Source organism: Streptacidiphilus sp. MAP12-20 (assembly GCF_041262525.1).
Lineage (GTDB): Bacteria > Actinomycetota > Actinomycetes > Streptomycetales > Streptomycetaceae > Streptacidiphilus.
In genome coordinates this window covers 15,030-37,132 of the sequence record NZ_JBGCCK010000032.1, presented here as the reverse complement: position 1 = coordinate 37,132, position 22,103 = coordinate 15,030, and the positions used below count along the sequence as shown (strand labels likewise).

Here is a 22,103-nt window from a genome sequence, read left to right as displayed (position 1 = left end):
ACCAGCGGGCCGCCCCTCCTGCGTCTCAGCTCAGACTCCGTCGGTCAGCTCACGCGCTCGCTTCACGTCGTCGGCCATCCGGTCGAGCAGCGCGTCGATCGAGTCGAACTTCTCCATGCCGCGCAGATACGCCAGGAACTCCACGGCCGCGTGCATCCCGTAGAGGTCCAGGCCGACGCGGTCGATCGCGTAGGCCTCGACCGTGCGCTCGGTGCCGTCGAAGGTGGGGTTGGTGCCGACCGAGATCGCCGCCGGCATCCGCTCCTGATCCACCGTCAGCCAGCCCGCGTAGACGCCGTCCGCCGGGATCGCGGTGTGCGGGAGAGTGGCCACGTTCGCCGTCGGGAAGCCGAGCTCCCGGCCGCGCTGCGCGCCCCGGACGACCGTGCCCTCGACCTGGTGCGGACGGCCCAGCACCTCGGCCGCCCCGGCCACGTCGCCCTCGGCGACCAGGCGTCGGGCCAGCGTCGACGAGTACGGCGCGCCGCCGCCCGCCGTGCCGCTGATCTGCAGGTCCAGCACGTCCACGGCGAAGTCGTGCCGCTCGCCGAGCTCGGCCAGCAGCTCGACGTTGCCCGCCGCGCGGTGGCCGAAGCGGAAGTTCGGGCCCTCCACGACGACCTGCGCGTGCAGGCCGTCGGCGAGCACCTGACGGACGAAGTCCTCGGCGGAGACCTGCGAGAAGGCGGCCGTGAACGGCAGCACCAGCACGGCGTCGACGCCGAGTTCGCCCATCAGCGCGGCGCGCCGGTGGTGCGGCGCGAGCAGCGGCGGGTGGCTGCCGGGGCGGACGACCTCGCTGGGGTGCGGGTCGAAGGTGACCACGACGGAGCGGGCGCCGAGCTCGCGGGCGCGCGACACGGCATGGCCGATGATGAGTTGGTGGCCCTGGTGCACCCCGTCGAAGGAACCGATGGTGACGACGGAGCGCCCCCAGTCCCCCGGCACTTCTTCCAGGCCACGCCAGCGCTGCACTCTGACCGCTCCTCGTCCGTCCTGCTCATGACGCAGGCACTCGTGGTTCCAACCCCCTATACCTTGCCATGGGCTTGGTCATCGATCCGCATCGGACTCGTCACACGAGACGCCAGCAGTCCGCCCAGCTCCCTTCCGAGCGGCGTTTCGACTGTCGCGAGCGCGTCGGCGAAGGCCCGGCGGACGGGCTCGGGATGTTCGGCCGCGAGGTCGCGCACGAAGGCGAGCAGGCTCTCGCGCTCGGCCGGGCCGTGCCCGGTTCTGGCCCGCAGCCACTGCGCGACCTGCCGCGCGGCCTCGGGGCGCCGCTGCAGGTGCTCGCGCACCAGACGTGCGGCGGCGACCCTCGCATGCGGCGCGGGAGTCGCTCCGAGTGCGGCGAGGACGGCGGCTGCCTCCTCCCCCGGCTCGCGCAGCCGCGCGGCGTAGCCGGCCAGCACGTGCACCGGATCGCTGTCGAGGGCCGAGGCGAGCGCGGCCGCGCCCAGCAGCGGGTCTCCGGCGATGTAGCGGGCGACGGCCGCCCGCAGGTGGCGGGGGCGCGCGGCGGGGTCGCGGATCAGCGCCGCGAAAGCCGCGCCGTGCAGGGCCTCCTCGTCGGCGCGGGCGAGCAGCGCCTCGGCGGCGAGCCGGACAAGCGTCCGATCGGCCTCGCGGGCCGTCTCGCCCTGCGCGGCCCGGGCGACGAGCGGCAGTAGGGACGCGGCGGCGACGTGTCGCTCCGGTCGCGGGTCGTGCGCCCAGCGGTCGACGGCCCGACCGAGCGCGGAGGGCTCCACCCCGGCGAGGGTGCGCAGCAGCGCGTCCGCGCGCGGGTGCGCGGCGGAGACCAGCGCCTCGGCCAGGTCGTCCAGCGCGAGGTGCCGGTGCGCGAGCAGGGTCTCGACGGCGACGCCGGCGACCCGGTCGTCGTCCAGCCAGCGGCACAGGGCCGGCAGGGCCTCCGCCGGCTGCTGCGCGATCAGTTCGCCCACGAGCCGGAGCGGCTCGGGGGCGGCGGTGCGGGCGAGCAGCCGCAGCACGTCCAGGCGCGCCTCGACGGTGAGCGGGACCCGGCGCCAGAACTCCCAGGGCAGGAACGGCGGGGCGTCGCCGCCCCGGTAGGCGATGCGCTCCGCGACGGCGCGCAGCAGGGGCGCGTGGGCCCCCGCGTCGGGCAGCCGCTCCAGCGTCCCGGTGAGCAGGCGCTCGGCCCACCAGCGGGCGTCCGTCCCGGGCGGGGCGGCGTCGGGGCCGTCCAGTCGCAGCACGAGCCTGCCGAGAACCGGATCGAAGCCGCTGGGGTCTGCTGCGGCGGCGAGCCCCAGCAGCGCCTCGCGCAGCACCCCGATCCGCCAACGCGGCACGCCTCCGCGCACGCCGACCGCGCCGCCCGGCAGCGGCACCGGCGGCGTCCACCCCAGCGGCCCACCCCGCCGATGCGCGCCCACCGCGCGCGAGCCGAGCGGCGGCGCGGCCGGGCCGGGGCCTGGGCCAGGGGCGAGGCCGGGGCCGGGGTCGGCGTGACCAGCGTCGGCGGGGACACCACCCTGGGTCCAGGTCGCCGACTGCTGCCCGCCCCGCCGGGGGGCCGGGACCGCACGGCCGCCGAGTGGTGGCGTCGAATCAGGGCCGCGATACCCGGCGTCCGTCGCCGCGGCCTCCGGGTCCGGCGTGGCCCGGCGCTGCGGCACGGCTCGACGCCGTGCCCCGGACGCACGCCCGTCGAACTGCTGCGGCGGCGCAGGCTTCGGGCCGGAGCCGGGATCGGTCCCGGCCGACGGGTGCTCGGGACGGCTTCCGCGCGGCGCGCCGGCGGCGGGTTCGGCCAGGACGAGGGCGAGGGCCGGGGTGAGGTCGAGGTGGGTGCTCTGGAGCCAGTCCGCCAGGACGGCCGACGCGAAGCGGTAGCCGGAACCGGCGGAGGTGAGCAGGCCCTCGCCGAGGACGGCCTGGGCCCAGCCCTCGTCCCAGGGGAAGAGCTCGTCGAAGTCGGTGGCGGCGAGCCCTCCGCTCACCGCGCCGAGCATCCGGCGTGCCGCCTCGTGGCAGCGCCCGGCGACCTGCGCCGCGAGGCGCCGCACGGCGGTCCCCGCCCCAGCGGGGAGCAGTCGCTGCGCGATCCCGAGGCAGGCGAGATCAAGACGCGCGCCGAGCAGATCGGCACGGGTGGGGACGCGCGCGTCGGACAGCGCCAGCGCGGGCTGCGCCGAGCGCAACTCGCCCAGCAGCCGCAGAGCGACCGGATCTCCGGCAGCAAGCAGGGCGACCGGTGCAGGTGCCTGCCACCCGGCCGCGTCAGCGCGGGCGGCCAGAGCCGCCGCCGTCGGGCGGTCGAGGCGGCCCAACGGGTGGCAGCCGTGGAGATCGTCGGGTCCGAACGCCGCGCCCATCCGCTCCCAGAACTCCGGCAGGCAGCCAAGCACCAGCCTGCCGTCCAGGCGTCGCAGCCGCCGCACGGTCTCCGTGCACCACGCGCGCCAGCGGGCGTGCAGTTCCGGCGGGGCCTCCTCCGGGGAGTCGACCACGATCAGCAACGGCCGGTGCGCGGCTGCGGCCACGCGCGCCACCTGACCGGCCAGTGGACCGACCCCGCCGTTGCCGAGCAACGCGTGCGCGCGCCGCAGCGCGCGGTCGACCGCGTCCAGCAGGCTGGCGTCGCCCGCCTCCAGCTCCGCGCCGCGCAGCCAGAGCGTCGGCAGCCGGTACGCGGCCCGGGTCCGCTGCAGCGCGAGCGCGGCGAGCTCGGTGGTGCGGCCGCTCCCGGCGTCCCCCACGAGGGCGAGCACCGGCCGAACCGGGTCCCAACCCTCGGCCGCCTCCGGCAGCCCGTCCGGGCGGGGAACGCGTCGCGCGGCGGCGACGGTCGCGGCCGGGCCGATGCCGGCGGCGGCCAGCTCCAGCACTCCGGCGAGGTTGAGCGCGCGCCCGTGGGCCGGGACGGTCTCGGCATTGCGGGCGAGCAGGTCCGCGAGCACGGCCTCGGCGGCTGCGGTACCGAGCGGCACGGCCAGCACGGCGCCCCGTCGCCTGCTGCGCAGGGCGACGGTGGCGACCCCGACGACGGCCCCGCTCTCCGCGTCGACGACGGGCCCTCCCGCAGCGTGGACGGGCAGGCCGTAGGGCGCCTGCCCTACCGTCAGCAGCCAGACATCGGGCACCAGCCAGAAGCGCTCGGATGCCTCGTAGCGGGCCGTCACCAGCCCTGCGATGCCGCCCTGGAGGGCCGGGCCCAGCCCGTGCAGGGCGACGAGCCGCGTCCCGGCCCCACCGGCCAGCGGCCACGGCCCGCCGGGCGGGGGCGTTTCTGAGCGGATCAGCGCCAGCCCGAGGGAGGGCAACGCGACGATCCGCTCGGCGCGGACGCGGACGGAGCTGCCGTCCGCGTACGTGAGGACGACCCCGGTGAGGCCGTCGACGACCTCGTGCGCGGTGAGCAGCGTCCCTTCCCGGTCCCCCGCGAAGGCGAGGCCGCGCGGGGCGCCTCGCGTGTCCCCGACCCGCACCAGCCCAGGCCCCACGACCCCCCCTCCCGCCTACGGCGCGGCCCCGCGCCGATTCAGGAGAAAGCTGCCCACGAACGAACGCCGCGCCACCGAGGCCCCTCCCACCCGCCCCCACTACGCTCCGCGCGCCTCCCCGATGGAGTGGAAAACGTTTTGGCACACGGCCCGGTGGCAACACCAGGGGCGCGGGGCTCTGCTTGATCAACTGCGCGCGCGAAAAGCCACCCGCGGAGGTGAGTCCCCGAACGAGCAGGGCCATCCGCACAGGGTGGTTGCTCGCGCGCGCAGTTGATCAAGCAGAGCCCCGCGCCCCCGGGTAGTGCAACCTGGCCAGTTGCCGAACGTGCCGCTCAGACGAAGACGGCCAGGGACTTCGCCTTGCCGCCGCGCTCCTCGATCAGCGCGAGGAAGCGGCCGTCCGGGTCGAAGACCGCGATCGGGTCGGTGACCTTCAGCCCCGGGGCGTCAATGCGGATGCCGTGCGTCAGCAGGCGGGCCTGCTCCGCGTCGACGTCCCAGCGGGGGAACGCCGCGGCCGCGGCGTCCGCGATGGGGAGGACGCGGTCAGCGAAGGACTCCTCCAGTTCCTCCAGCGTGTGCGCGAGCTCGATGCCGTACGCGCCCACCCGGGTCCGCCGCAGCGCGGTGAGGTGGCCGCCGACGCCGAGGTCCGCGCCCAGGTCGCGGGCGAGAGCGCGGATGTACGTGCCGGAGGAGCAGTCCACCGTCACGTCCAGGTCCACGACCGCCGTCCCGTCCTCCGCAACCGCGGCCCGCCGCGCATGCAGGTCGAAGCGGGAGACCGTCACCGCGCGCGCGGCCAGCTCGACCTCCTCGCCGTCCCGCACCCGCGAGTACGAGCGCTTGCCGTCGACCTTGATCGCGCTGACGCTCGACGGCACCTGCTCGATCGCGCCCGTCAGCTTCGCGATGCCCGCCGTGATCGCCTCGTCCGTCACGTCCGCCGCCGGGACCGACGCGGTGACGTCGCCCTCCGCGTCGTCGGTGACAGTCGTCTGGCCGAGCCGGATCGTCGCCTCGTAGGTCTTCGTCGTCAGCGCCAGGTGCCCGAGCAGGCGCGTCGCGCGCTCGCTGCCGACGACCAGGACGCCCGTCGCCATCGGGTCCAGCGTGCCGGCGTGGCCGACCTTGCGGGTGCCCGCGAGCCTGCGGATGCGGGCGACGACGGTGTGGGAGGTGATCCCGGCGGGCTTGTCGACGATGATCAGACCGTCGGGGCCGGTGCCCTTGCGCTTCAAGAGGTGATCAATCTTTCGTTTGAGAAGAGATCGCGCTGCGGAACGCCGCGACTGTCGCGGTCACGCCGATGCGCGAGGTGAAGCCGGCCGCGTACGCGTGGCCGCCGCCACCCAGCGCCGCGCACGCCGCCGCGACGTCGACCGAGCCGTTGGCGCGGGAGGAGCCGCGCAGGCTGCCGTCCGGGTCCTCTTTCAGGACCAGGGCGACCTCTGCCTCGGCGGCCTTGCGGACCACGTCGATGAGGCCCTCGATCTCCTCCGGCGGGACGCCGTGCGCGAGCAGGTCGGCCCAGGGCACCCACGTCCAGACCAGGCCGAGGCCGCCTGCGGCCTGCGGTTCGAGCTGCGCCCGCTCCAGCGCCGCGGCCAGGACCTTCAGGTAGCCGAAGGACTGGGTGTCCCAGAGCCGACGCGAGATCGCGTCATGCCGGACGCCCGCCGCGAGCAGCCGGGAGGCGAACTCGTGGGTGGCCGGCGTCGTCGCCGCGTAGCGGAAGGAGCCGGTGTCGCTGGCGACCCCGGCGTAGAGGCAGGTGGCGATCGCCTGGTCGAGCGGGACGGCAAGCCGCCGAAGCAGCTCGTCCACGAGGACCGCCGTCGCGGGAGCGAGCGGATCGATCAGTCGGCGCGTGCCGAATCCACCGTTCGAGGCATGGTGATCGATCACGATGAGCGTTCGAGCGGATTCGGCTTTCGTCTGAAGCAGACCCAGCCGTCGCGGATCGGCGACATCGAAGCTGATCATCAGCTCCGGCCGCTCCGGCACCGCGGAGACCGGCACGATCAACTCCTGGCCAGGCAGGAAGGCGATCGAGGCCGGCACCACCTGCGGATCGTCCCCGAAGGAGACGCGGACCTCGACGCCGCGCTGCCGCAGCGCCAGCCCGACCGCGAGCGCGGAACCGAGCGCGTCGCCGTCGGGCAGCACATGGGCGACCAGGTCCACCGACGCGGCGGAGTCGATCGCGTCGAGCACCGCCTGCCAGTCGGCGTCCGTCGGGCGCCGCAGCTCAGCGCGTGGCGCAGGCAGCGACGCCTGCACGGGCAGCGCGGAAGCGCCCACCGCTCCGGTGGGCGCTTCCGCGCTGCCTTCCTGCCGGCCGAGCACGGCTACTCGTCCTCTGCCTCGTCGTCGAGCTCATCGTGCTCGCCGGGCTTGCGGTACGGGTCTGCCTCGCCGGCGAAGGTCTTGCCGACGGCCACGCTGCGCACCTCGGCGTCCTGCGCCCGTGCCTTGACGAGCAGGTCGTCCAGGTGACGGGCGGTGTCCGGGATCGCGTCCATGACGAAGGTGAGCGTCGGGGTGAACCTGACCCCCGTCTCCCGGCCGACGGTGGAGCGCAGGATGCCCTTGGCGCTCTCCAGCGCCGCAGCGGACGCCTCGCGCTCGGTCTCGTCGCCGTGCACGGTGTAGAAGACGGTGGCCTGCTGCAGGTCACCGGTCACCCGCGCGTCGGTGATGGTCACGAAGCCCAGGCGGGGATCCTTGATCCGCCGCTGCAGGGTCTCCGCGACGACCACCCGGATGCGGTCTGCGAGCTTGCGCGCCCTCGCGGTGTCGGTCACTGGTCCTCCTCGTGCTCTGGGCACCAAGGAACGGTACCCGGACACGCCCTCCTTGGGGCGCTCTGTCTGATTGTCCTACTCGTCCTCGTCATCGCGAAGCCTCCGCCTCGCAGACAGCAGCTGAACCTCGGGTCTCCCCGAGACCAGCCGCTCACAGCTGTCCAGGATCTCGGCGACGTAGGACGCATCGCCCGACACCACGGCCAGGCCGATCTCGGCCCTGCGGTGCAGATCCTGGTTTCCGGTCTCGGCAGCGCACACGCTGTACTTGCGCTGCAGTTCGGCCACGATGGGCCGCACGATCGATCGCTTCTCCTTGAGCGAGTGAATATCACCCAGAAGAAGATCGAACGTAAGTGTTCCCACGAACATGTGTGACAGGTCACGCCGACCTGTGAGGCCTCGGGACACCAGCGGAACAGCTGATGCGATCACCGTACCGAGCGAGCAGGGGGCCGGTCGACGGGAATTCCCGCCGACCGGCCCCCAACCGATCAGTGCGACTTACGAGCGCGGCTTCTCGCGCATCTCGTAGGTCTCGATCATGTCCTCGACCTTGATGTCGTTGAACGACCCGAGGGTGACACCGGCCTCGAAGCCCTCGCGGACCTCGGTCGCGTCGTCCTTGAAGCGGCGCAGACCCTCGATGGTGAGGCTCTCCGCCACGACCTTGCCGTCGCGGATGAGGCGGGCCTTGGCGTTGCGGCGCAGCAGGCCCTCGCGGACCAGGACACCGGCGATGTTGCCGAACTTGGAGGAGCGGAAGACCTCGCGGATCTCCGCGGCGCCGAGGCGCACCTCCTCGTACTCCGGCTTGAGCAGGCCCTTGAGCGCCGCCTCGATCTCCTCGATCGCCTGGTAGATGACCGAGTAGTAGCGGATGTCGACGCCCTCGCGGTCCGCGGCCGTGCGGGCACGACCCTCGGCCCGGACGTTGAAGCCCAGGATGATCGCGTCGGAGCCCATGGCCAGGTCGACGTCGGACTCGGTGATCGCACCCACACCGCGGTGCAGGATACGGAGCTCGACCTCCTCGCCCACGTCCAGCTTGAGCAGCGCGTCCTCCAGGGCCTCCACGGAACCGGAGACGTCACCCTTGATGATGAGGTTGAGCTGCTGGATGTCGCCGGCCGCGATGGCCTTGTCCAGGTCCTCGAGCGAGACGCGGACCGGACGACGCGCGAACATCGCGTTGCGGTCGCGGGCCGAGCGCTTCTCGGCGATCTGGCGGGCCGTGCGGTCCTCGTCGACGACGATGAAGCTGTCGCCGGCGCGGGGCACCGAGGTGAGACCGAGCAGCAGCACCGGACGGGACGGACCCGCCTCCTGGAGCTGGTTGCCGTTCTCGTCGAGCATGGCGCGGACGCGGCCGTAGCTGTCGCCGACCACGATCGAGTCGCCGACGCGCAGGGTGCCGCGCTGGACGAGCAGCGTCGCCATGGCGCCGCGGCCCTTGTCCAGGTGCGCCTCGATCGCGATGCCCTGGGCATCCTGCTCCGGGTTGGCCCGCAGGTCGAGCGAGGCGTCCGCGGTCAGGACCACGGCCTCGAGCAGCGAGTCGATGTTCAGACCCTGGCGCGCGGAGATGTCGACGAACATGGTGTCGCCGCCGTACTCCTCGGCCACCAGACCGAACTCGGTCAGCTGGCCACGGACCTTGACCGGGTCCGCGCCCTCGACGTCGATCTTGTTGACCGCGACCACGATCGGCACGCCGGCGGCCTTGGCGTGGTTGAGCGCCTCGATCGTCTGCGGCATGACGCCGTCGTTGGCCGCGACCACCAGGATCGCGATGTCGGTGGACCGGGCACCACGGGCACGCATGGCGGTGAACGCCTCGTGACCCGGGGTGTCGAGGAAGGTGATGGCGCGCTCGGCGCCGTTCACCTCGGTCACGACCTGGTAGGCACCGATGTGCTGGGTGATGCCACCGGCCTCGCCCGCGACCACGTTGGTCTTGCGGATCGCGTCGAGCAGGCGGGTCTTACCGTGGTCGACGTGACCCATGACGGTGACGACCGGGGGACGCGCCACGAGGAACTCCTCGCCGCCCTCGTCCTCGCCGAAGTCGATGTCGAAGGACTCGAGCAGCTCGCGGTCCTCGTCCTCACGGCTGACGATCTCCAGCGTGAAGCCCATCTCGCCGGCGAGCATCTGCAGGATGTCGTCGGAGACGGACTGCGTGGCAGTGACCATCTCGCCGAGGTTGAACATCACGGAGACGAGCGCGGCCGGGTTGGCGTTGATCTTGTCCGCGAAGTCCGTCAGCGAAGCGCCGCGGGAGAGACGCACGGTCTCGCCGTGGCCCTTCGGCAGCATGACGCCGCCGACGGACGGGGCCTGCATGGCCTCGTACTCCTGGCGCTTCGCACGCTTCGACTTACGGCCACGGGCCGGACGGCCACCGGGGCCACGGCCGAAGGCACCCTGCGTGCCACCACGGGCACCGGGACCGCCGGGACGACCGCCGAAGCCGCCGCCACCACCGGGACGGGCACCGCCGCCACCGAAGCCACCGCCGCCGCCACCACCGGGACGCGGGCCGCCGAAGCCGCCGCCGCCACCGGCCGGACGGGCGCCGGGACCTGCCGGACGACCCTGGAAGCCGGGACGCGCGCCGCCGGGACCGGCCGGACGGCCGCCGGGGCCGCCGGGGCCACGACCGCCGCCGCCGGGGCCCGGACGCGGGCCGGGGGCCGGACGCTGCGGCATCATGCCCGGGTTCGGGCGCGGCATGCCGGACGGGCTCGGGCCGCCGGGACGCGGAGCGCCCTGCGGACGAGGCATCCCACCGGGAGCACCGGCGCCACCGGGACGGGGACCACGGTCACCGCGGTCGGCACCCGGGGCACCGCCCGGACGCGGACGGTCGCCACCGGGACGGGGACCACGGTCACCGCGGTCGGCGCCAGGGGCGCCGGCCGGACGCGGGGCACCCGGACGCGGCGGACGCTCGCCACCAGCGCCGCGGTCGGCGCCGGGAGCACCGGCCGGACGCGGGGCGCCCGGACGGGCCATGCCCGTGTTGCTGGACGTGAAGGGGTTGTTGCCCGGACGGGGACCGGCCGGACGGGCACCCGGCGTGGCCGCCGGACGCGGGGCACCGGGACGCGGCGCGTTCGAGGCCGGACGCGGCGCGGCGGGGGCCGCGGGGGCCTCCGGCTGAGCCGGGGCCGGAGCCGAGAAATCGGCGGCGGGCACGGCGGGACGCGGCGCGGCCGGGCGCGGGCCCGGAGTGGCCGGACGCGACGCGGCGGGCGCAGCCGGGGCGGCCTGCGCCACGGGCGCGGCCGGGGCAGCCACTGCGGGCTTGGGGGCCGGCGGCTTCGGGGCCGCAGGCGTGGCCGGGCGCGGGGCACCCGGCTTCGGGCCGGCACCGGCCGGCTTGGGGGCGGCAGACTTCGCCGCGGACTTGGCGGGGGCGGAACCCCCACCGAATGCAAGCTCAAGCTTGCGGACAACAGGCGCCTCGATGGTCGACGACGCCGAACGGACAAACTCACCGAGCTCCTGGAGCTTGGCCATGACGACCTTGCTCTCGACGCCCAAATCCTTGGCGAGTTCGTATACCCGGACCTTAGCCACTTCGCTCCTTCTAGGTCCGGGTTCTCCGCCGGACCGTCGCTACTTCATGCTCGTACTCATCGCGTACTCATCGAGTGCTCATCGCAATCTCGACCTACTTTCGACTTCGCGAGGTACCTGTTACCTGACTTCAACTCTGGACAACTGCGGACGCCTCGACGTACCGCTCAAGCGCTGCGGTGTCGAGCGGACCCGTCTGGCGGAACGCCCGCGGGAACGCCCGTCGGCGCACGGCCGACACGAGGCAGCCCGGCTCGGGATGCAGGTACGCGCCCCGACCGGGCGACGTGCCCAGGGGATCGGGGACGCAAGCGCCCTCGACCGCCGTGACACGCAGCAGATCGTGTTTGGCCGCTCGCTTCCGACACCCCACGCAAGTGCGTTCCGGGCATGGTTCTGTGCGCGTCCGGCCAGACACGTCCAAGTCTACCCCTCTGATGCTCTTCGTTCCGACTCGGTTAAACGCGCTCAGACGTCGGAAGCTTCCACATCCGGGCGGATGTCGATGCGCCAGCCGGTCAGCCGCGCCGCGAGGCGGGCGTTCTGGCCCTCCTTGCCGATGGCCAGCGAGAGCTGGTAGTCCGGCACGGTCACCCTGGCGGAGCGGGCGTCGTAGTCGACGATCTCGACGTGCGTCACCCGCGCGGGCGACAGGGCGTTGGCGACCATCTCCGCCGGGTCGTCCGACCAGTCGACGATGTCGATCTTCTCGCCCATGAGCTCGCCCATCACCTGGCGCACCCGGCCGCCCATCGGGCCGATGCAGGCGCCCTTGGCGTTGAGGCCGGGCTTGTCCGTCCAGACCGCGATCTTGCTGCGGTGGCCGGCCTCGCGGGCGATCGCGGCGATCTCGACGCTACCGTCGGCGATCTCGGGAACCTCCAGCGCGAAGAGCTTGCGCACCAGGTTCGGGTGCGTGCGCGAGAGCGTCACGGACGGGCCGCGCACGCCCTTCTTCACCGAGACGACGTAGCACTTGAGCCGGAGCCCGTGCTTGTACTCCTCGTTCGGCACCTGCTCCTGGAGCGGCAGGATCGCCTCGATCTTTCCGATGTCCACCAGCACGTTCTTCGGGTCCTTGCCCTGCTGCACCACGCCGGTCACGATGTCGCCCTCACGGCCGGCGTACTCGCCGAAGGTGACCTCCTCCTCGGCGTCGCGCAGGCGCTGCAGGATGACCTGCTTGGCCGTGCTCGCCGCGATCCGGCCGAAGCCGGTCGGGGTGTCGTCGAACTCGCGGGGGGTCGCCCCCTCCTCGACCTCGTCAGGGTCCTCGGTCGCCCAGACCGTGACGTGGCCGTTCTCACGGTTCAGCTCGACGCGGGCCTTGTGCCGCGAGCCCTCAGTGCGGTGGTACGCAATGAGGAGGGCCGACTCGATCGCCTGGACCAGCAGATCGAAATTGATCTCGCGCTCGCGAACGAGTCCGCGCAGGGCGCTCATGTCGATGTCCATGGCTACGCCTCCTCTTCTCTCTTCAGTTCTCGGGTCACGCCTCGTCGGAGACGTCGTCCAGCTCTTCCATATCTACGTCATCGGCGGCGGAGTCCTTGCGGTTGAACTCCACCTGCACCCGGGCCTTCGCGATCTCGGCATAGGCGAGGCGGCGCTGGGTGGCCTTGCCCCGGCCCTTGACCGGCGCGATCTCCAGCAGCACGCCCTCGTCGTCCGACTCCAGCACCCGGCCGACAACCTCGCCGCCGACGGCGAGCTGGGCCTTCACGAGCCGCGTCGCGGCGCGACGCCAGTGGCGCGGGTGGGTGAGCAGGCGCTCGACGCCCGGGGAGCCGACCTCCAGCCGGTACTCGCTCTCGCCCATCACGTCGGAGGCGTCCAGCGCCTCGCCGAAGAGGCGGCTCAGCTCGGCCACGGTGTCCAGGTCGACGCCTCCGTCGGCGTCGACGACCACCTCGAGCACTCGGCTGCCGCCGACGCGGGTGAGCTTGACCTCTTCCAGATCGGCCCCCGCCTGTGCGGCGAGCGGCTCCAGCAGTTCGTGCAGCCGATCGTTCTGGGTGGTGCTCATCCGGATACTCCTCGGCCACGTCTGCTGTTGTCTGAAGGTCGCAAGTGCGCCCATAGCCTATCCGGTCGGCAGGGCTACCGCCGATTCGGCACAAATCACCAGCCCGCTCCCACACGTCTGGATCACGCGGTAACGTCCCTGCTCATGGCCGTCCCCTTTCGCCGCCGCAGCCTGCTCACGGCCGGGCTGCTCGCCTTTCTCACCGCCTGCGGGAGCAACGGATCCCTCGCCGACCCCAGCTCGAGCGGACGGCCGAGACCGACGCCGGCCGACCCCGACGTGACGGCCGGGCAGAAGATCGTCGCCGCGATGACGCCGCTGCTCGCGGGGTACGACGGCGCTGCCGCCCACGCCCCCCTGCGGCGACAGCTGGCCGCCGAGCGTGCCGCGCTCCAGCCGGGTACTGCGACGCCCTCAGCCACTGCGTCAGCCTCGCCCGCCGCGACGACCGGGCCCAAGCCGTCCGACGCGGCGCTCGGCGCGCGCGAGCAGGAGTTGGCGTCGCTGTGTGCGACCGAACTGCTGGTCACCTCGCCTGCCCTGGCTCGGCTGATCGCCTCCGTCGCTGCGGGCGCGGCCCAGCGGGCGGTGCTGCTGGGTGCGAAGCCGGTCGCCCCTGCGACACCGGCGACGGACCGGATTCGTCCCAGCGCCGCCGAGCTCAGCGCGCTTCAGGCCGCGCTCGGCGCAGAGCACGCGACGGTCTACGGCTACGGCGTCCTCGGCGCTCTGCTCAGCGGCGCGCGCCGGGCCCAGGCCACGGCCGACTACCAGCTGCACCGCGCGCGGCGGGACGCACTGGCGGCGAAGATCACCGGGGCGGGCGCGCAGCCCGCAGCCTCCGCGGCGGCCTACGAGCTCCCCTTCACCGTCAGCGACGCCGCCTCGGCGCGACGGCTCGCCGCGCTGCTCGAGGAACGCCTTGCGGCGGTGTACGCCAACGCGGTCCAGGCCGGCGAGAACGAGCTGCGCGACGAGTCGGCGACCCAACTGCGCCTCGCGGCCCTCCGGGCCCTGTCCTGGCGCGGCACCTCAACGCCCTTCCCCGGCCTGCCCGAGCGCTGAGCGGCTGCGCCGCAGGGCCCGGCCCACAGGGGTTCCGAGGGTGGCGGCGCCACACGTCGACCCGAACGACCGCCGCCGCCCCTGCGGTGACCCCGCCGCCTGCCGTGATTGCCGCACGCACGGCGGCGTGGGGTGACGTGGGGGGCCGGGAGGGGTCACGTCGGGCCTGGTCGCGGCACCGCGGCACCCGTCCGCGGCAGCTCGTCGGCCGCGCCTTCCGGGCCTGTGCCGGGAGTCGCTCCGGGATGGCCGACAATGGAACGGCACCATCCACCACGAAGGGCGAGCATGACGGCACCAGGCTTCAGCATTCCCGCCCGGCTCAAGGACACGGTCCGCCGTTGGACCTCCGACGCCGGATGCGAGTGGCTCGACGCGCTCCCCGGGCTCGCCGCGGCCTACCTGGACCGTTGGGAGCTCAGCCTGGAGCGGGTCTGCGAGCCCGGCGGCCAGATCAGCCTGGTGCTGCTGGTGCGCCGCGCCGACGACACCCCTGCCGCGCTGAAGATCGGTTACCCCGACCCCGAGGGCGCACAGGAGCACGCGGCGCTCGCGCACTGGGACGGCCACGGCGCCGTCCGGCTGCTCGAGGCCGCGCCGCAGGACCGGGCCATGCTGCTGGAGCGCGCGAACGGCGACGTCCCGCTGCGTTCGCTGCCCGAGAGCAAGGCCATGCTGGAGGCGCTCGGCGCGCTGCGGCTGCTCTGGGTCGCGCCGCCGGAGGGTCACCCGTTCACCCTGGTCACCGACTACGTGACCGACCTGCGAGAGATCCTGGCCCGGCGTCGGGAGATGCCTGCCGCGGCCGAGCTGCAGCCCCTCGTCGACGAGGCGCTCGAGCTGTCGGCCGCGCTGCTCGACGACTCCACCGCTCGCGAGGAGCGACTGCTGCTGCACGGGGACTACCACCACGGCAACGTCCTCGCCGCCGAACGCTCCCCCTGGCTCGCCATCGACCCCAAGCCGCTCGTCGGCGAGCGCGCCTACGACCTGGCCTGGCTCGCGCAGGACCGGCTTGAAACGCTGGCCGGCTCCCCGGGCCCGCAGGCCGCCGCCCGGCGACGGCTGCAAAGACTCGCCGCGGACGCCGCCGTCGACCCCGACCGGCTCCGCGGCTGGACCCTGTTCCGCACGGTCGAGGCCGGCCTGTGGAGCCTCGACGTGGGCGACACCCAACACGCGTCGCTCTACCTGGAATTCGCCGCCATGCTGTGACGCCTCCCCTCCCCAGTCCCGACGCCCGGAGTGATGAACCTGTGGCAGAACCGCCACGCCGCCGACGCCTGACCGACGACGAGATCGCTCGGGCCCCCCGCTTCAGCCCGTACCTGATGCTGCCCTGGGTCCTGCTGACACTCGTCCCGCTCTCCTCCGACGTGCTGCACGGTGAATACCCGCGGCCTTCGCTGGCGCTGCTGGCGCTCGCGGTCTTCGTGGTCCTCTACTGCGGCACGGTGGTCACGGCGCTGCGTCCGCGCCTGCACCACACGCGCCTGCCGATGGTGCTGGCCGCCCTGCTGGTACCGGTGACGAGCGGGCTGGCCGGAGCGCTGCCGCACGCGTTCCTGCTCTTCCCGCTGCTTGCGGCGGCGGGCGCACTGGTGGTGCCGGGACGATGGTCGCTGCTGGTGCTGCTCGGTGTGCCGGCCCTGTCCGCGCTGACAGCGTTCATGCGAGGACAGTACGACGTGATCGTCTACGGTCCGCTCGGCAGCTTTCTCGCCGCCGCGCTGGTCCTGGCACTGTTCCGGCTGTCCATGGTGACGGAACAGCTCAAGGAGGCGAGAAGGGCCCGCTCCGGCTCTGATCCTGACGCCGGCTCCGACTCGGCGTCGGATTCGGAGTAGGCAGCGGCAGGGTCGCGCCCATCACCGCGTACGGGAGCGGCGTGTTGGGGAAGAGCACGCGCCGCGCCAGGTCGCGGTAGCCGAGCGAGCGGTAGAGCGCGCGGGCGGGCGTCTCTCTGTCGACAGCGGACAGGATGCTGCGCGGCAGCGCGCTGGCCCCGCAGAGCGTGGTGATCAGCGCGCGGCCGAGCCCGATGCCCTGGAAGCGCGGGTGGACGTGCAACTCGGTGACGGAGAAGGCGTCGTCGAGCCAGCCCTCGTTGCCGTTGGCGGCGAGGTAGGGCTCGATCACGGAGCTCCACCAGTGGGCACGGTCGTTGGGCATGCCGTAGCCGAACCCCACCAGCCTCCCGGCTCGGAACGCGCCGAACGCGCGGACACCGGGGAGCTGCGCGTGACGCTCGACGATCTGCAGCCGCACCGCGAGCTCGTCGGGCGTGAGCCCGAACGCGGCAGCCTGCACGTCGAGCGCGGCTGCCGCGTGCATGGCGAGATCGATGGGCTCGATCGTGACTTCGTCCATATGCGGACGCTATCGCCTACGCCTGACGCTGAGCCATGCCACGCTGCTCGCGCCTGCGGCAGCGGCGGGCGGTCCGGGGGGTCGCGCGTCCTTGTCCATCCGGTCGGACGACGTCGAGCGGTTGGACGAGAACGCGCAACCCACCTGCTCCCGTCGCGGGCTCAGCGGCGGCTGCGGAGCAGCAGGATCACGGAGCCGGCCAGGAGCAGCAGGGAGCAGGCCAGACCGGCGAGCGGCGGGAGGCTGACGCTCCTGCCGGTGGCGGCGAGCATGCGCGTCACGGGCGGACTCGGAGCGGGCGACGTGACGCGCGCGGTCGCCGCTCCGATCAGCGTCGGACCCGTCGCCGGAACGACGTCACCGACCGGCGCGAGAGCGGGAGCGACGACCGAAGGAGCCGATGTGAATGGAGTCGGCGTGGGTGAAGTCGGCGTGGGCGCTGCGGCCTGACGCTCCGTCGGCGGAACGAGACCCGGCCCGGTGCGGGCGGTTCCGCCTGGTGACGCGGGCGCGCCGAGGGTGTCCGCCGCCGTTGCGGGAGCGGTGCCGGCGGGCGGTGAAGCCGGGGCTCCCGTTGCCACGGTTGCCGGCGCACCCGGCCCGCTCAACGGGGACGACCCGCCGGAGGAACCCGCCGCTGCCGCCCCCGCCGTGCCACTCGGCGCCGGTGTGGCCGACGTCCCCGGCCCCGCCGCCGTGCCACTCGGCGCCGGTGTGGCCGACGTCCCCGGCCCCGTCGCCGTGCCGCTGGGCGCCGGAGGCGACACCGCGCAGCCCAGGGTCGTCAGCGAGGCGCTCAGCCTGGCCGTCAGGAAGTCGAACAGGTTCTGTCCGTCCACCGGTGACGCCGCGCCTGCAAAGATCGACTGGTCGGCCCGCAGGCGTGCCGTGCCCACGCGGGCGAGGTTCGCGCAGTACGCCGCTCCGTCGCCGTGGTCCGGGGCGGGGCCACGGCCGAGCGCGGGCTGGTCGACGCCCGCGCGGTAGAGGTCGGTCTTGGCGTGGCTGGGCGCGCCGTCACGGCCGAGGACCATCGGGTCCGTCAGCGGGACCAGCGCCACCGGCGGGCGTTGGCCCGCCGCCGCCTGGATCTCGTCCAGGGCCAGGGAGGTCGCCGCGTGGCCTGGGTCGGCGAGGTCCGGCGCGGTCCAGGGCGTGCAGCCGAGGGCCGGGTCGACGAAGGCGGTGAGCAGCAGGTTGTCGCTGCCGTTGAGAATCGTGCCCGTGCCGCCGCCCAGCGCCGCCTCGTTCGGCGCGGTCCGCTGCGCCGTGCGGCCGTTCGCCGTGGTCAGGTAGGCGGTGGTCACGTTGTCGCTCTGGTCCTGGTCGACCAGGCCGAAGTCCCTGGTGCTCGGGCAGGGCGCGCCGTCGCGGCCGACGCCGAGCGGCGGGACCTTCAGCCGTCCCGCCCGCTCCGCACCTCGCGCAGCCGCGAAGAACGCCGGGGCGTTGCAGTACGCGAACTGCCCGAACAGCGAGCCGGCCGAGCCGTTGACGCAGCGACCGGGCGAAAGCGCCCCGCGCAGCGTGAGGTTGTTCCCGTTGAAGCCGAACCACAGGGCCACGACCGCCCGCGCGGGCAGCTTCGGCCGGGCGGAAGTACGCGCCGGGTGGGTGCCCCGGTCGACGACGAGCGGGTCGTAGACGGAGAGCGCACCGGTGGCCGGGTCCAGGATCGTCGCCTGGACGAAGGCCGACTGTGCCGGATCGGCCTCGTGGCACGGGCCCTTGGCCGGGTCGGTCGCGGTCAGCCGGTAGGGGGTGGCCAGGCCGGTCGCGGTCAGCGGATTCGGCGGGACCAGGAGCGCGCAGTCGGCGTCGGGGGTGGCCGGCGGGGCTGCGGCGAGGGGCGCCGCCCCGGGAGTGATGGCAGCGAGGGCGGTGCCGAGGAGGGCCACCAGGCCGAGCAGGCCGGTGAGCACACCGGCCAGCAGTGGGAGCCGGCGGCGGGTCTTGCGTCGATGGGTTAACACGCGCCGTCCTAAGGTCGGGGGCGCCAGGGAGACCGTGGGAAGCGTGGGGACAGGCCACCCGTGGCGAGGACGGCGCGAGTGTATGCACGCCGAGCAGCCGTGCGAGCGGGGAACCACGACACCCGCCACGCCCGCACCACAACTGCGCACCCGACGCTCACAACCCGCTTGGGTTCAGAACAGCACGCTCATGAACGCGCCGATTTCGGTAAAGCCCACCCGACGGTACGCCGCGCGCGCGATGGCGTTGTAGTCGTTCACGTAGAGGCTGACGACCGGCGCGACCTCGCGCAGCGCGACCTCGACGACGGTGGCCATGCCGCTCTCGGAGTGGCCGCGACCACGGAACTCCGGTGCCACCCAGACGCCCTGGATCTGGCAGGCCCGCTCGGTCGCCGCACCGATCTCCGCCTTGAAGACGACCCTGTCGCCCTCGAAGCGCGCGAACGCCCGTCCGTTGGTGACGAGTTCGGCGACCCGGGCCCGGTAGAGCAGGCCGCCGTCGCCGGCCAGCGGCGAGACCCCGACCTCCTCGGTGAACATCGCCACGCAGGCCGGCAGCAGCAGGTCCATCTCATCGCGGCGGACCCGGCGCACGCGCGCGTCGGCGGCGATCGCACGGGACGGCTCCCAGGTGGCCATCAGCGGCTGATGTGCGCGGACCTCGCGGGCGGGGCCCCAGTGGGGTTCGAGTAGCGACCAGAGCTCGGCTGTGGCCTCGGCCGGACCGACGATGGAGGAGCAGCGCCGTCCCTGGCGGCGGGCGCGCTCGGCGAAAGCCCGGACGGCCGCGGAGGAGGCGCTGAGCGGGACCAGGTTGGCGCCCGCGTAGCAGAGCGCCTCCAGCCGGCCGCCGTCGAACCAGCCCCACATCTCGCCGCCGAGGCGCCACGCGTCGAGGCCCGCGACATGGACCCGGGCCGCCACGAAGGCGTTCTCGACGGGGTCACGGTCCAGCACTTCGAGCGCGGCCGAAAGGTCCGCGGGCGTGAGTACTCGCGTCGTCGCCACCGAACTGCTCAACACGGGGGCACCCTATCTCCTCATCCCGCCCTGGCGACCCCCTCGGCCCAGGACGAAGCACTCACGGAAACACGTCAACCTGGGGTTGACGTTGTCCCGAAATACGCGACAACGTCAACCCCAGGCTGACAAGCATCACAGCAGACTCGCTACTCGCTGACGGCGACCGTCGGCGCTCCGCTCTCGACACCCTCGTCCTGCATCTGCTCGGCGAGCTTCAGCGCCTCTTCGATCAGGGTCTCGACGATCTTCGACTCCGGCACGGTCTTGATGACCTCGCCCCGCACGAAGATCTGGCCCTTGCCGTTGCCCGACGCCACACCCAGGTCCGCCTCACGCGCCTCGCCCGGACCGTTCACCACGCAGCCCATCACCGCGACGCGGAGCGGCACCTCCATGCCCTCGAGCCCGGCGGTGACCTCCTCGGCGAGCTTGTAGACATCCACCTGGGCGCGCCCGCAGGACGGGCAGGAGACGATCTCCAGGCCGCGCTTGCGCAGGCCCAGCGACTCCAGGATCTGGTTGCCGACCTTGATCTCCTCCGCCGGGGGCGCCGACAGCGAGACCCGGATCGTGTCGCCGATGCCCTCGGCCAGCAGCGCGCCGAACGCCACCGCCGACTTGATCGTGCCCTGGAACGCCGGACCGGCCTCGGTCACACCCAAATGCAGCGGGTAGTCACACGCCGCGGCGAGCTTGCGGTACGCGGCCACCATCACGACCGGGTCGTTGTGCTTGACCGAGATCTTGATGTCGCGGAAGCCGTGCTCCTCGAACAGCGAGCACTCCCACAGCGCCGACTCGACGAGAGCGTCGGGGGTGGCCCGGCCGTACTTCTCCAGCAGGCGCTTGTCGAGCGAGCCCGCGTTCACGCCGATCCGGATCGGGACCCCGGCGTCACCGGCGCGCTTCGCGATCTCCTTGACCTGGTCGTCGAACTGCCGGATGTTGCCCGGGTTCACCCGGACCGCCGCGCAGCCCGCGTCGATCGCCGCGAAGACGTACTTCGGCTGGAAGTGGATGTCCGCGATCACCGGGATCTGCGACTTCTTCGCGATGATCGGCAACGCGTCCGCGTCGTCCTGCGACGGGCAGGCCACCCGCACGATCTGACAGCCCGACGCGGTCAGCTCCGCGATCTGCTGCAGCGTCGCGTTCACATCCGAGGTGAGGGTCGTCGTCATCGACTGCACCGAGATCGGCGCACCGCCGCCGACCGGCACGCTTCCCACCATGATCTGACGGCTCTGACGGCGCGGGGCCAGCGGCTCCAGCGGAACGGACGGCATTCCCAGCGAGATCGCGGTCATTGCTTGCGTAATCCCCAAGGTGAGGCGACGGCCACCCGGTCGCTCCGGGCGAGCCGGGTGCGCTGCGTATCGGTCGGCGCACCCGGATCAACGTTACCGGAACAACATGTGCGGACTGCTCAGCGACTGCCTCAGCCGAGGCGGACCGGGTTCACCACGTCCGCGACCATCACCAGCACGGTGAAGCAGACGAAGATCCCGGCCACCACGTAGGCGACGGGCATCAGCTTCGCCACGTCGAACGGGCCGGGGTCCGGCTGCTTGAACAGCTTGGCCGCGCGGCGGCGCACGCCCTCCCAGAGCGCACCGGCGATGTGACCGCCGTCGAGCGGGAGCAGCGGCAGCATGTTGAGCAGGAAGAGCGAAAGGTTCAACCCGGCCAGCAGGTTGAGCATGGTCGCGATCCGCGCGCTCGCGGGAGCGTGCATGGCGAGCACGTCGCCGCCGACCCTGGCCACGCCGACGACGCCGACGGGCGAGTCGAGCGTGCGCTTCTTGCCCTCGAAGGCCGCACCCCAGAGCGCCGGGATCTTGGACGGCAGCGCCAGGATCGAGGAGACGCCCTGCTTGGCCATACTGCCCATCTTGTCCAGGCTCTGCCCGAGGCCGAGCTGGACGGTGGGCGTGATCGGCTGGATGCCGAGGAAGCCGGCCTTGACCGTCTGATCGGTCGGGTTGCCGTTGGAGTCGATCGCGTAGAGCGTGTTGGTGGTCAGCGTGACCGACTGGGTGAGCGACTGACCGTTTCGCGTGATGCCGAGCGTCACGTGATCGTTCGGGTGCTTGCGGATCTCGTTCTGCAACTGGTCGTAGCTGCTGATCGCGACGCCGTTGAACGAGGTGATCGTGTCGCCCGCCTTGAGGCCGGCCTTCGCCGCCGGGGTCGGCGGGTCGTTCGTGCCACAGGTGCCGCTCTGCGCGGTGGTGGAGTTGCTGGCGACCACGCACTTGGAGACGGCCGAGATCGTCGGCTGCGCCTGCGGCGCGCCGAAGCCCATCAGCACGACCAGGAAGAGCACGAAGGCCAGGATCAGGTTCATGAACGGGCCGAAGAACATGATGATGATCCGCTGCCACGGCTTGCGCGTGTAGAACAGACGGCTCTCGTCCCCGGGCTGCAGGTCCTCGAAGGACTGCTCGCGGGCGTCCTCGATCATGCTGCGCCAGGGCGAGGTGGAGCGGGCGGTGACCTTGCCGTCCGCGCCGGGCGGGAACATTCCGATCATGCGGATGTAGCCGCCGAGCGGGATCGCTTTGACGCCGTACTCGGTCTCGCCCTTCTTGCGCGACCAGATGGTCGGCCCGAAGCCGACCATGTACTGCGGCACCCGCACCTTGAAGACCTTGGCCCAGGTGAGGTGGCCCAGCTCGTGCCAGGCGATGGAGAAGAGCAGGCCGAGCACGAAGACCACGATGCCCAGGATCGTCATCAGTGTCGTCATCGGTGCGCTGCTCCCTCTGCTGCC

18 protein-coding genes are annotated in these 22,103 nt (G+C 72.9%); 3 read left to right on the top strand and 15 right to left on the bottom strand.

Translation table 11 applies throughout. The annotated features are described in order from the left end of the window. Positions 1–30: 30 nt before the first annotated feature. From ABIA32_RS30800 to rimP, 10 genes are all read right to left on the bottom strand, one after another. Positions 31–975: a bifunctional riboflavin kinase/FAD synthetase gene (locus ABIA32_RS30800; RefSeq protein WP_370102662.1), complete on the bottom strand. Its 945-nt coding sequence runs from the start codon at positions 973–975 to the stop codon at positions 31–33. Positions 976–1,031: 56 nt separating this feature from the next. Further along, complete coding sequence (locus ABIA32_RS30795; RefSeq protein WP_370102660.1) at positions 1,032–4,475, bottom strand: serine protease; 3,444 nt, start codon at positions 4,473–4,475, stop codon at positions 1,032–1,034. Positions 4,476–4,810: 335 nt separating this feature from the next. Further along, positions 4,811–5,719: a tRNA pseudouridine(55) synthase TruB gene (gene truB / locus ABIA32_RS30790; protein WP_370102658.1), complete on the bottom strand. Its 909-nt coding sequence runs from the start codon at positions 5,717–5,719 to the stop codon at positions 4,811–4,813. A gap of 7 nt (positions 5,720–5,726) precedes the next feature. Then, on the bottom strand, positions 5,727–6,827 hold the full coding sequence (locus ABIA32_RS30785; RefSeq protein ID WP_370102656.1) for a bifunctional oligoribonuclease/PAP phosphatase NrnA: 1,101 nt from the start codon (positions 6,825–6,827) through the stop codon (positions 5,727–5,729). 2 nt (positions 6,828–6,829) lie between these two features. After that, complete coding sequence (gene rbfA / locus ABIA32_RS30780) at positions 6,830–7,285, bottom strand: 30S ribosome-binding factor RbfA (protein ID WP_370102654.1); 456 nt, start codon at positions 7,283–7,285, stop codon at positions 6,830–6,832. Between the two features lie 75 nt (positions 7,286–7,360). Then, positions 7,361–7,657: a DUF503 domain-containing protein gene (locus ABIA32_RS30775; protein ID WP_370102652.1), complete on the bottom strand. Its 297-nt coding sequence runs from the start codon at positions 7,655–7,657 to the stop codon at positions 7,361–7,363. 132 nt (positions 7,658–7,789) lie between these two features. Then, a complete protein-coding gene (infB, locus tag ABIA32_RS30770) occupies positions 7,790–10,870 on the bottom strand; it encodes a translation initiation factor IF-2 (protein ID WP_370102650.1) in 3,081 nt (1,026 codons plus the stop codon). 130 nt (positions 10,871–11,000) lie between these two features. Beyond that, on the bottom strand, positions 11,001–11,288 hold the full coding sequence (locus ABIA32_RS30765; protein ID WP_370102709.1) for a YlxR family protein: 288 nt from the start codon (positions 11,286–11,288) through the stop codon (positions 11,001–11,003). Between the two features lie 50 nt (positions 11,289–11,338). Beyond that, the gene (gene nusA / locus ABIA32_RS30760; protein WP_370102648.1) at positions 11,339–12,325 is read right to left on the bottom strand and encodes a transcription termination factor NusA; all 987 of its coding nucleotides are present in this window, start codon (positions 12,323–12,325) and stop codon (positions 11,339–11,341) included. A gap of 34 nt (positions 12,326–12,359) precedes the next feature. Beyond that, positions 12,360–12,896, bottom strand: a complete 537-nt coding sequence (gene rimP, locus ABIA32_RS30755) for a ribosome maturation factor RimP (RefSeq protein ID WP_370102646.1) — start codon at positions 12,894–12,896, stop codon at positions 12,360–12,362. A gap of 144 nt (positions 12,897–13,040) precedes the next feature. Here rimP and ABIA32_RS30750 point away from each other — a divergent pair, with 144 nt between their 5' ends. The 3 genes from ABIA32_RS30750 to ABIA32_RS30740 all read left to right on the top strand — a co-directional run bounded on the left by ABIA32_RS30750 (position 13,041) and on the right by ABIA32_RS30740 (position 15,808). Next, complete coding sequence (locus tag ABIA32_RS30750; RefSeq protein ID WP_370102644.1) at positions 13,041–13,961, top strand: ferritin-like domain-containing protein; 921 nt, start codon at positions 13,041–13,043, stop codon at positions 13,959–13,961. A gap of 288 nt (positions 13,962–14,249) precedes the next feature. Beyond that, a complete protein-coding gene (locus ABIA32_RS30745; RefSeq protein ID WP_370102642.1) occupies positions 14,250–15,176 on the top strand; it encodes an aminoglycoside phosphotransferase family protein in 927 nt (308 codons plus the stop codon). A 41-nt stretch (positions 15,177–15,217) separates the two neighbouring features. Then, complete coding sequence (locus ABIA32_RS30740; protein ID WP_370102640.1) at positions 15,218–15,808, top strand: hypothetical protein; 591 nt, start codon at positions 15,218–15,220, stop codon at positions 15,806–15,808. Here ABIA32_RS30740 and ABIA32_RS30735 read toward each other — a convergent pair. The 5 genes from ABIA32_RS30735 to ABIA32_RS30715 form a co-directional block, all read right to left on the bottom strand. Continuing rightward, the gene (locus tag ABIA32_RS30735) at positions 15,735–16,331 is read right to left on the bottom strand and encodes a GNAT family N-acetyltransferase (protein ID WP_370102638.1); all 597 of its coding nucleotides are present in this window, start codon (positions 16,329–16,331) and stop codon (positions 15,735–15,737) included. The two genes, ABIA32_RS30740 and ABIA32_RS30735, sit on opposite strands and share 74 nt — an antisense overlap. A gap of 161 nt (positions 16,332–16,492) precedes the next feature. Then, the gene (locus ABIA32_RS30730) at positions 16,493–18,304 is read right to left on the bottom strand and encodes a hypothetical protein (RefSeq protein WP_370102636.1); all 1,812 of its coding nucleotides are present in this window, start codon (positions 18,302–18,304) and stop codon (positions 16,493–16,495) included. Positions 18,305–18,478: 174 nt separating this feature from the next. Beyond that, the gene (locus ABIA32_RS30725) at positions 18,479–19,327 is read right to left on the bottom strand and encodes a GNAT family N-acetyltransferase (RefSeq protein WP_370102707.1); all 849 of its coding nucleotides are present in this window, start codon (positions 19,325–19,327) and stop codon (positions 18,479–18,481) included. 149 nt (positions 19,328–19,476) lie between these two features. Next, the gene (ispG, locus tag ABIA32_RS30720) at positions 19,477–20,637 is read right to left on the bottom strand and encodes a flavodoxin-dependent (E)-4-hydroxy-3-methylbut-2-enyl-diphosphate synthase (RefSeq protein WP_370102634.1); all 1,161 of its coding nucleotides are present in this window, start codon (positions 20,635–20,637) and stop codon (positions 19,477–19,479) included. 131 nt (positions 20,638–20,768) lie between these two features. Beyond that, the gene (locus ABIA32_RS30715) at positions 20,769–22,079 is read right to left on the bottom strand and encodes an RIP metalloprotease (protein WP_370102632.1); all 1,311 of its coding nucleotides are present in this window, start codon (positions 22,077–22,079) and stop codon (positions 20,769–20,771) included. Positions 22,080–22,103 lie beyond the last annotated feature (24 nt).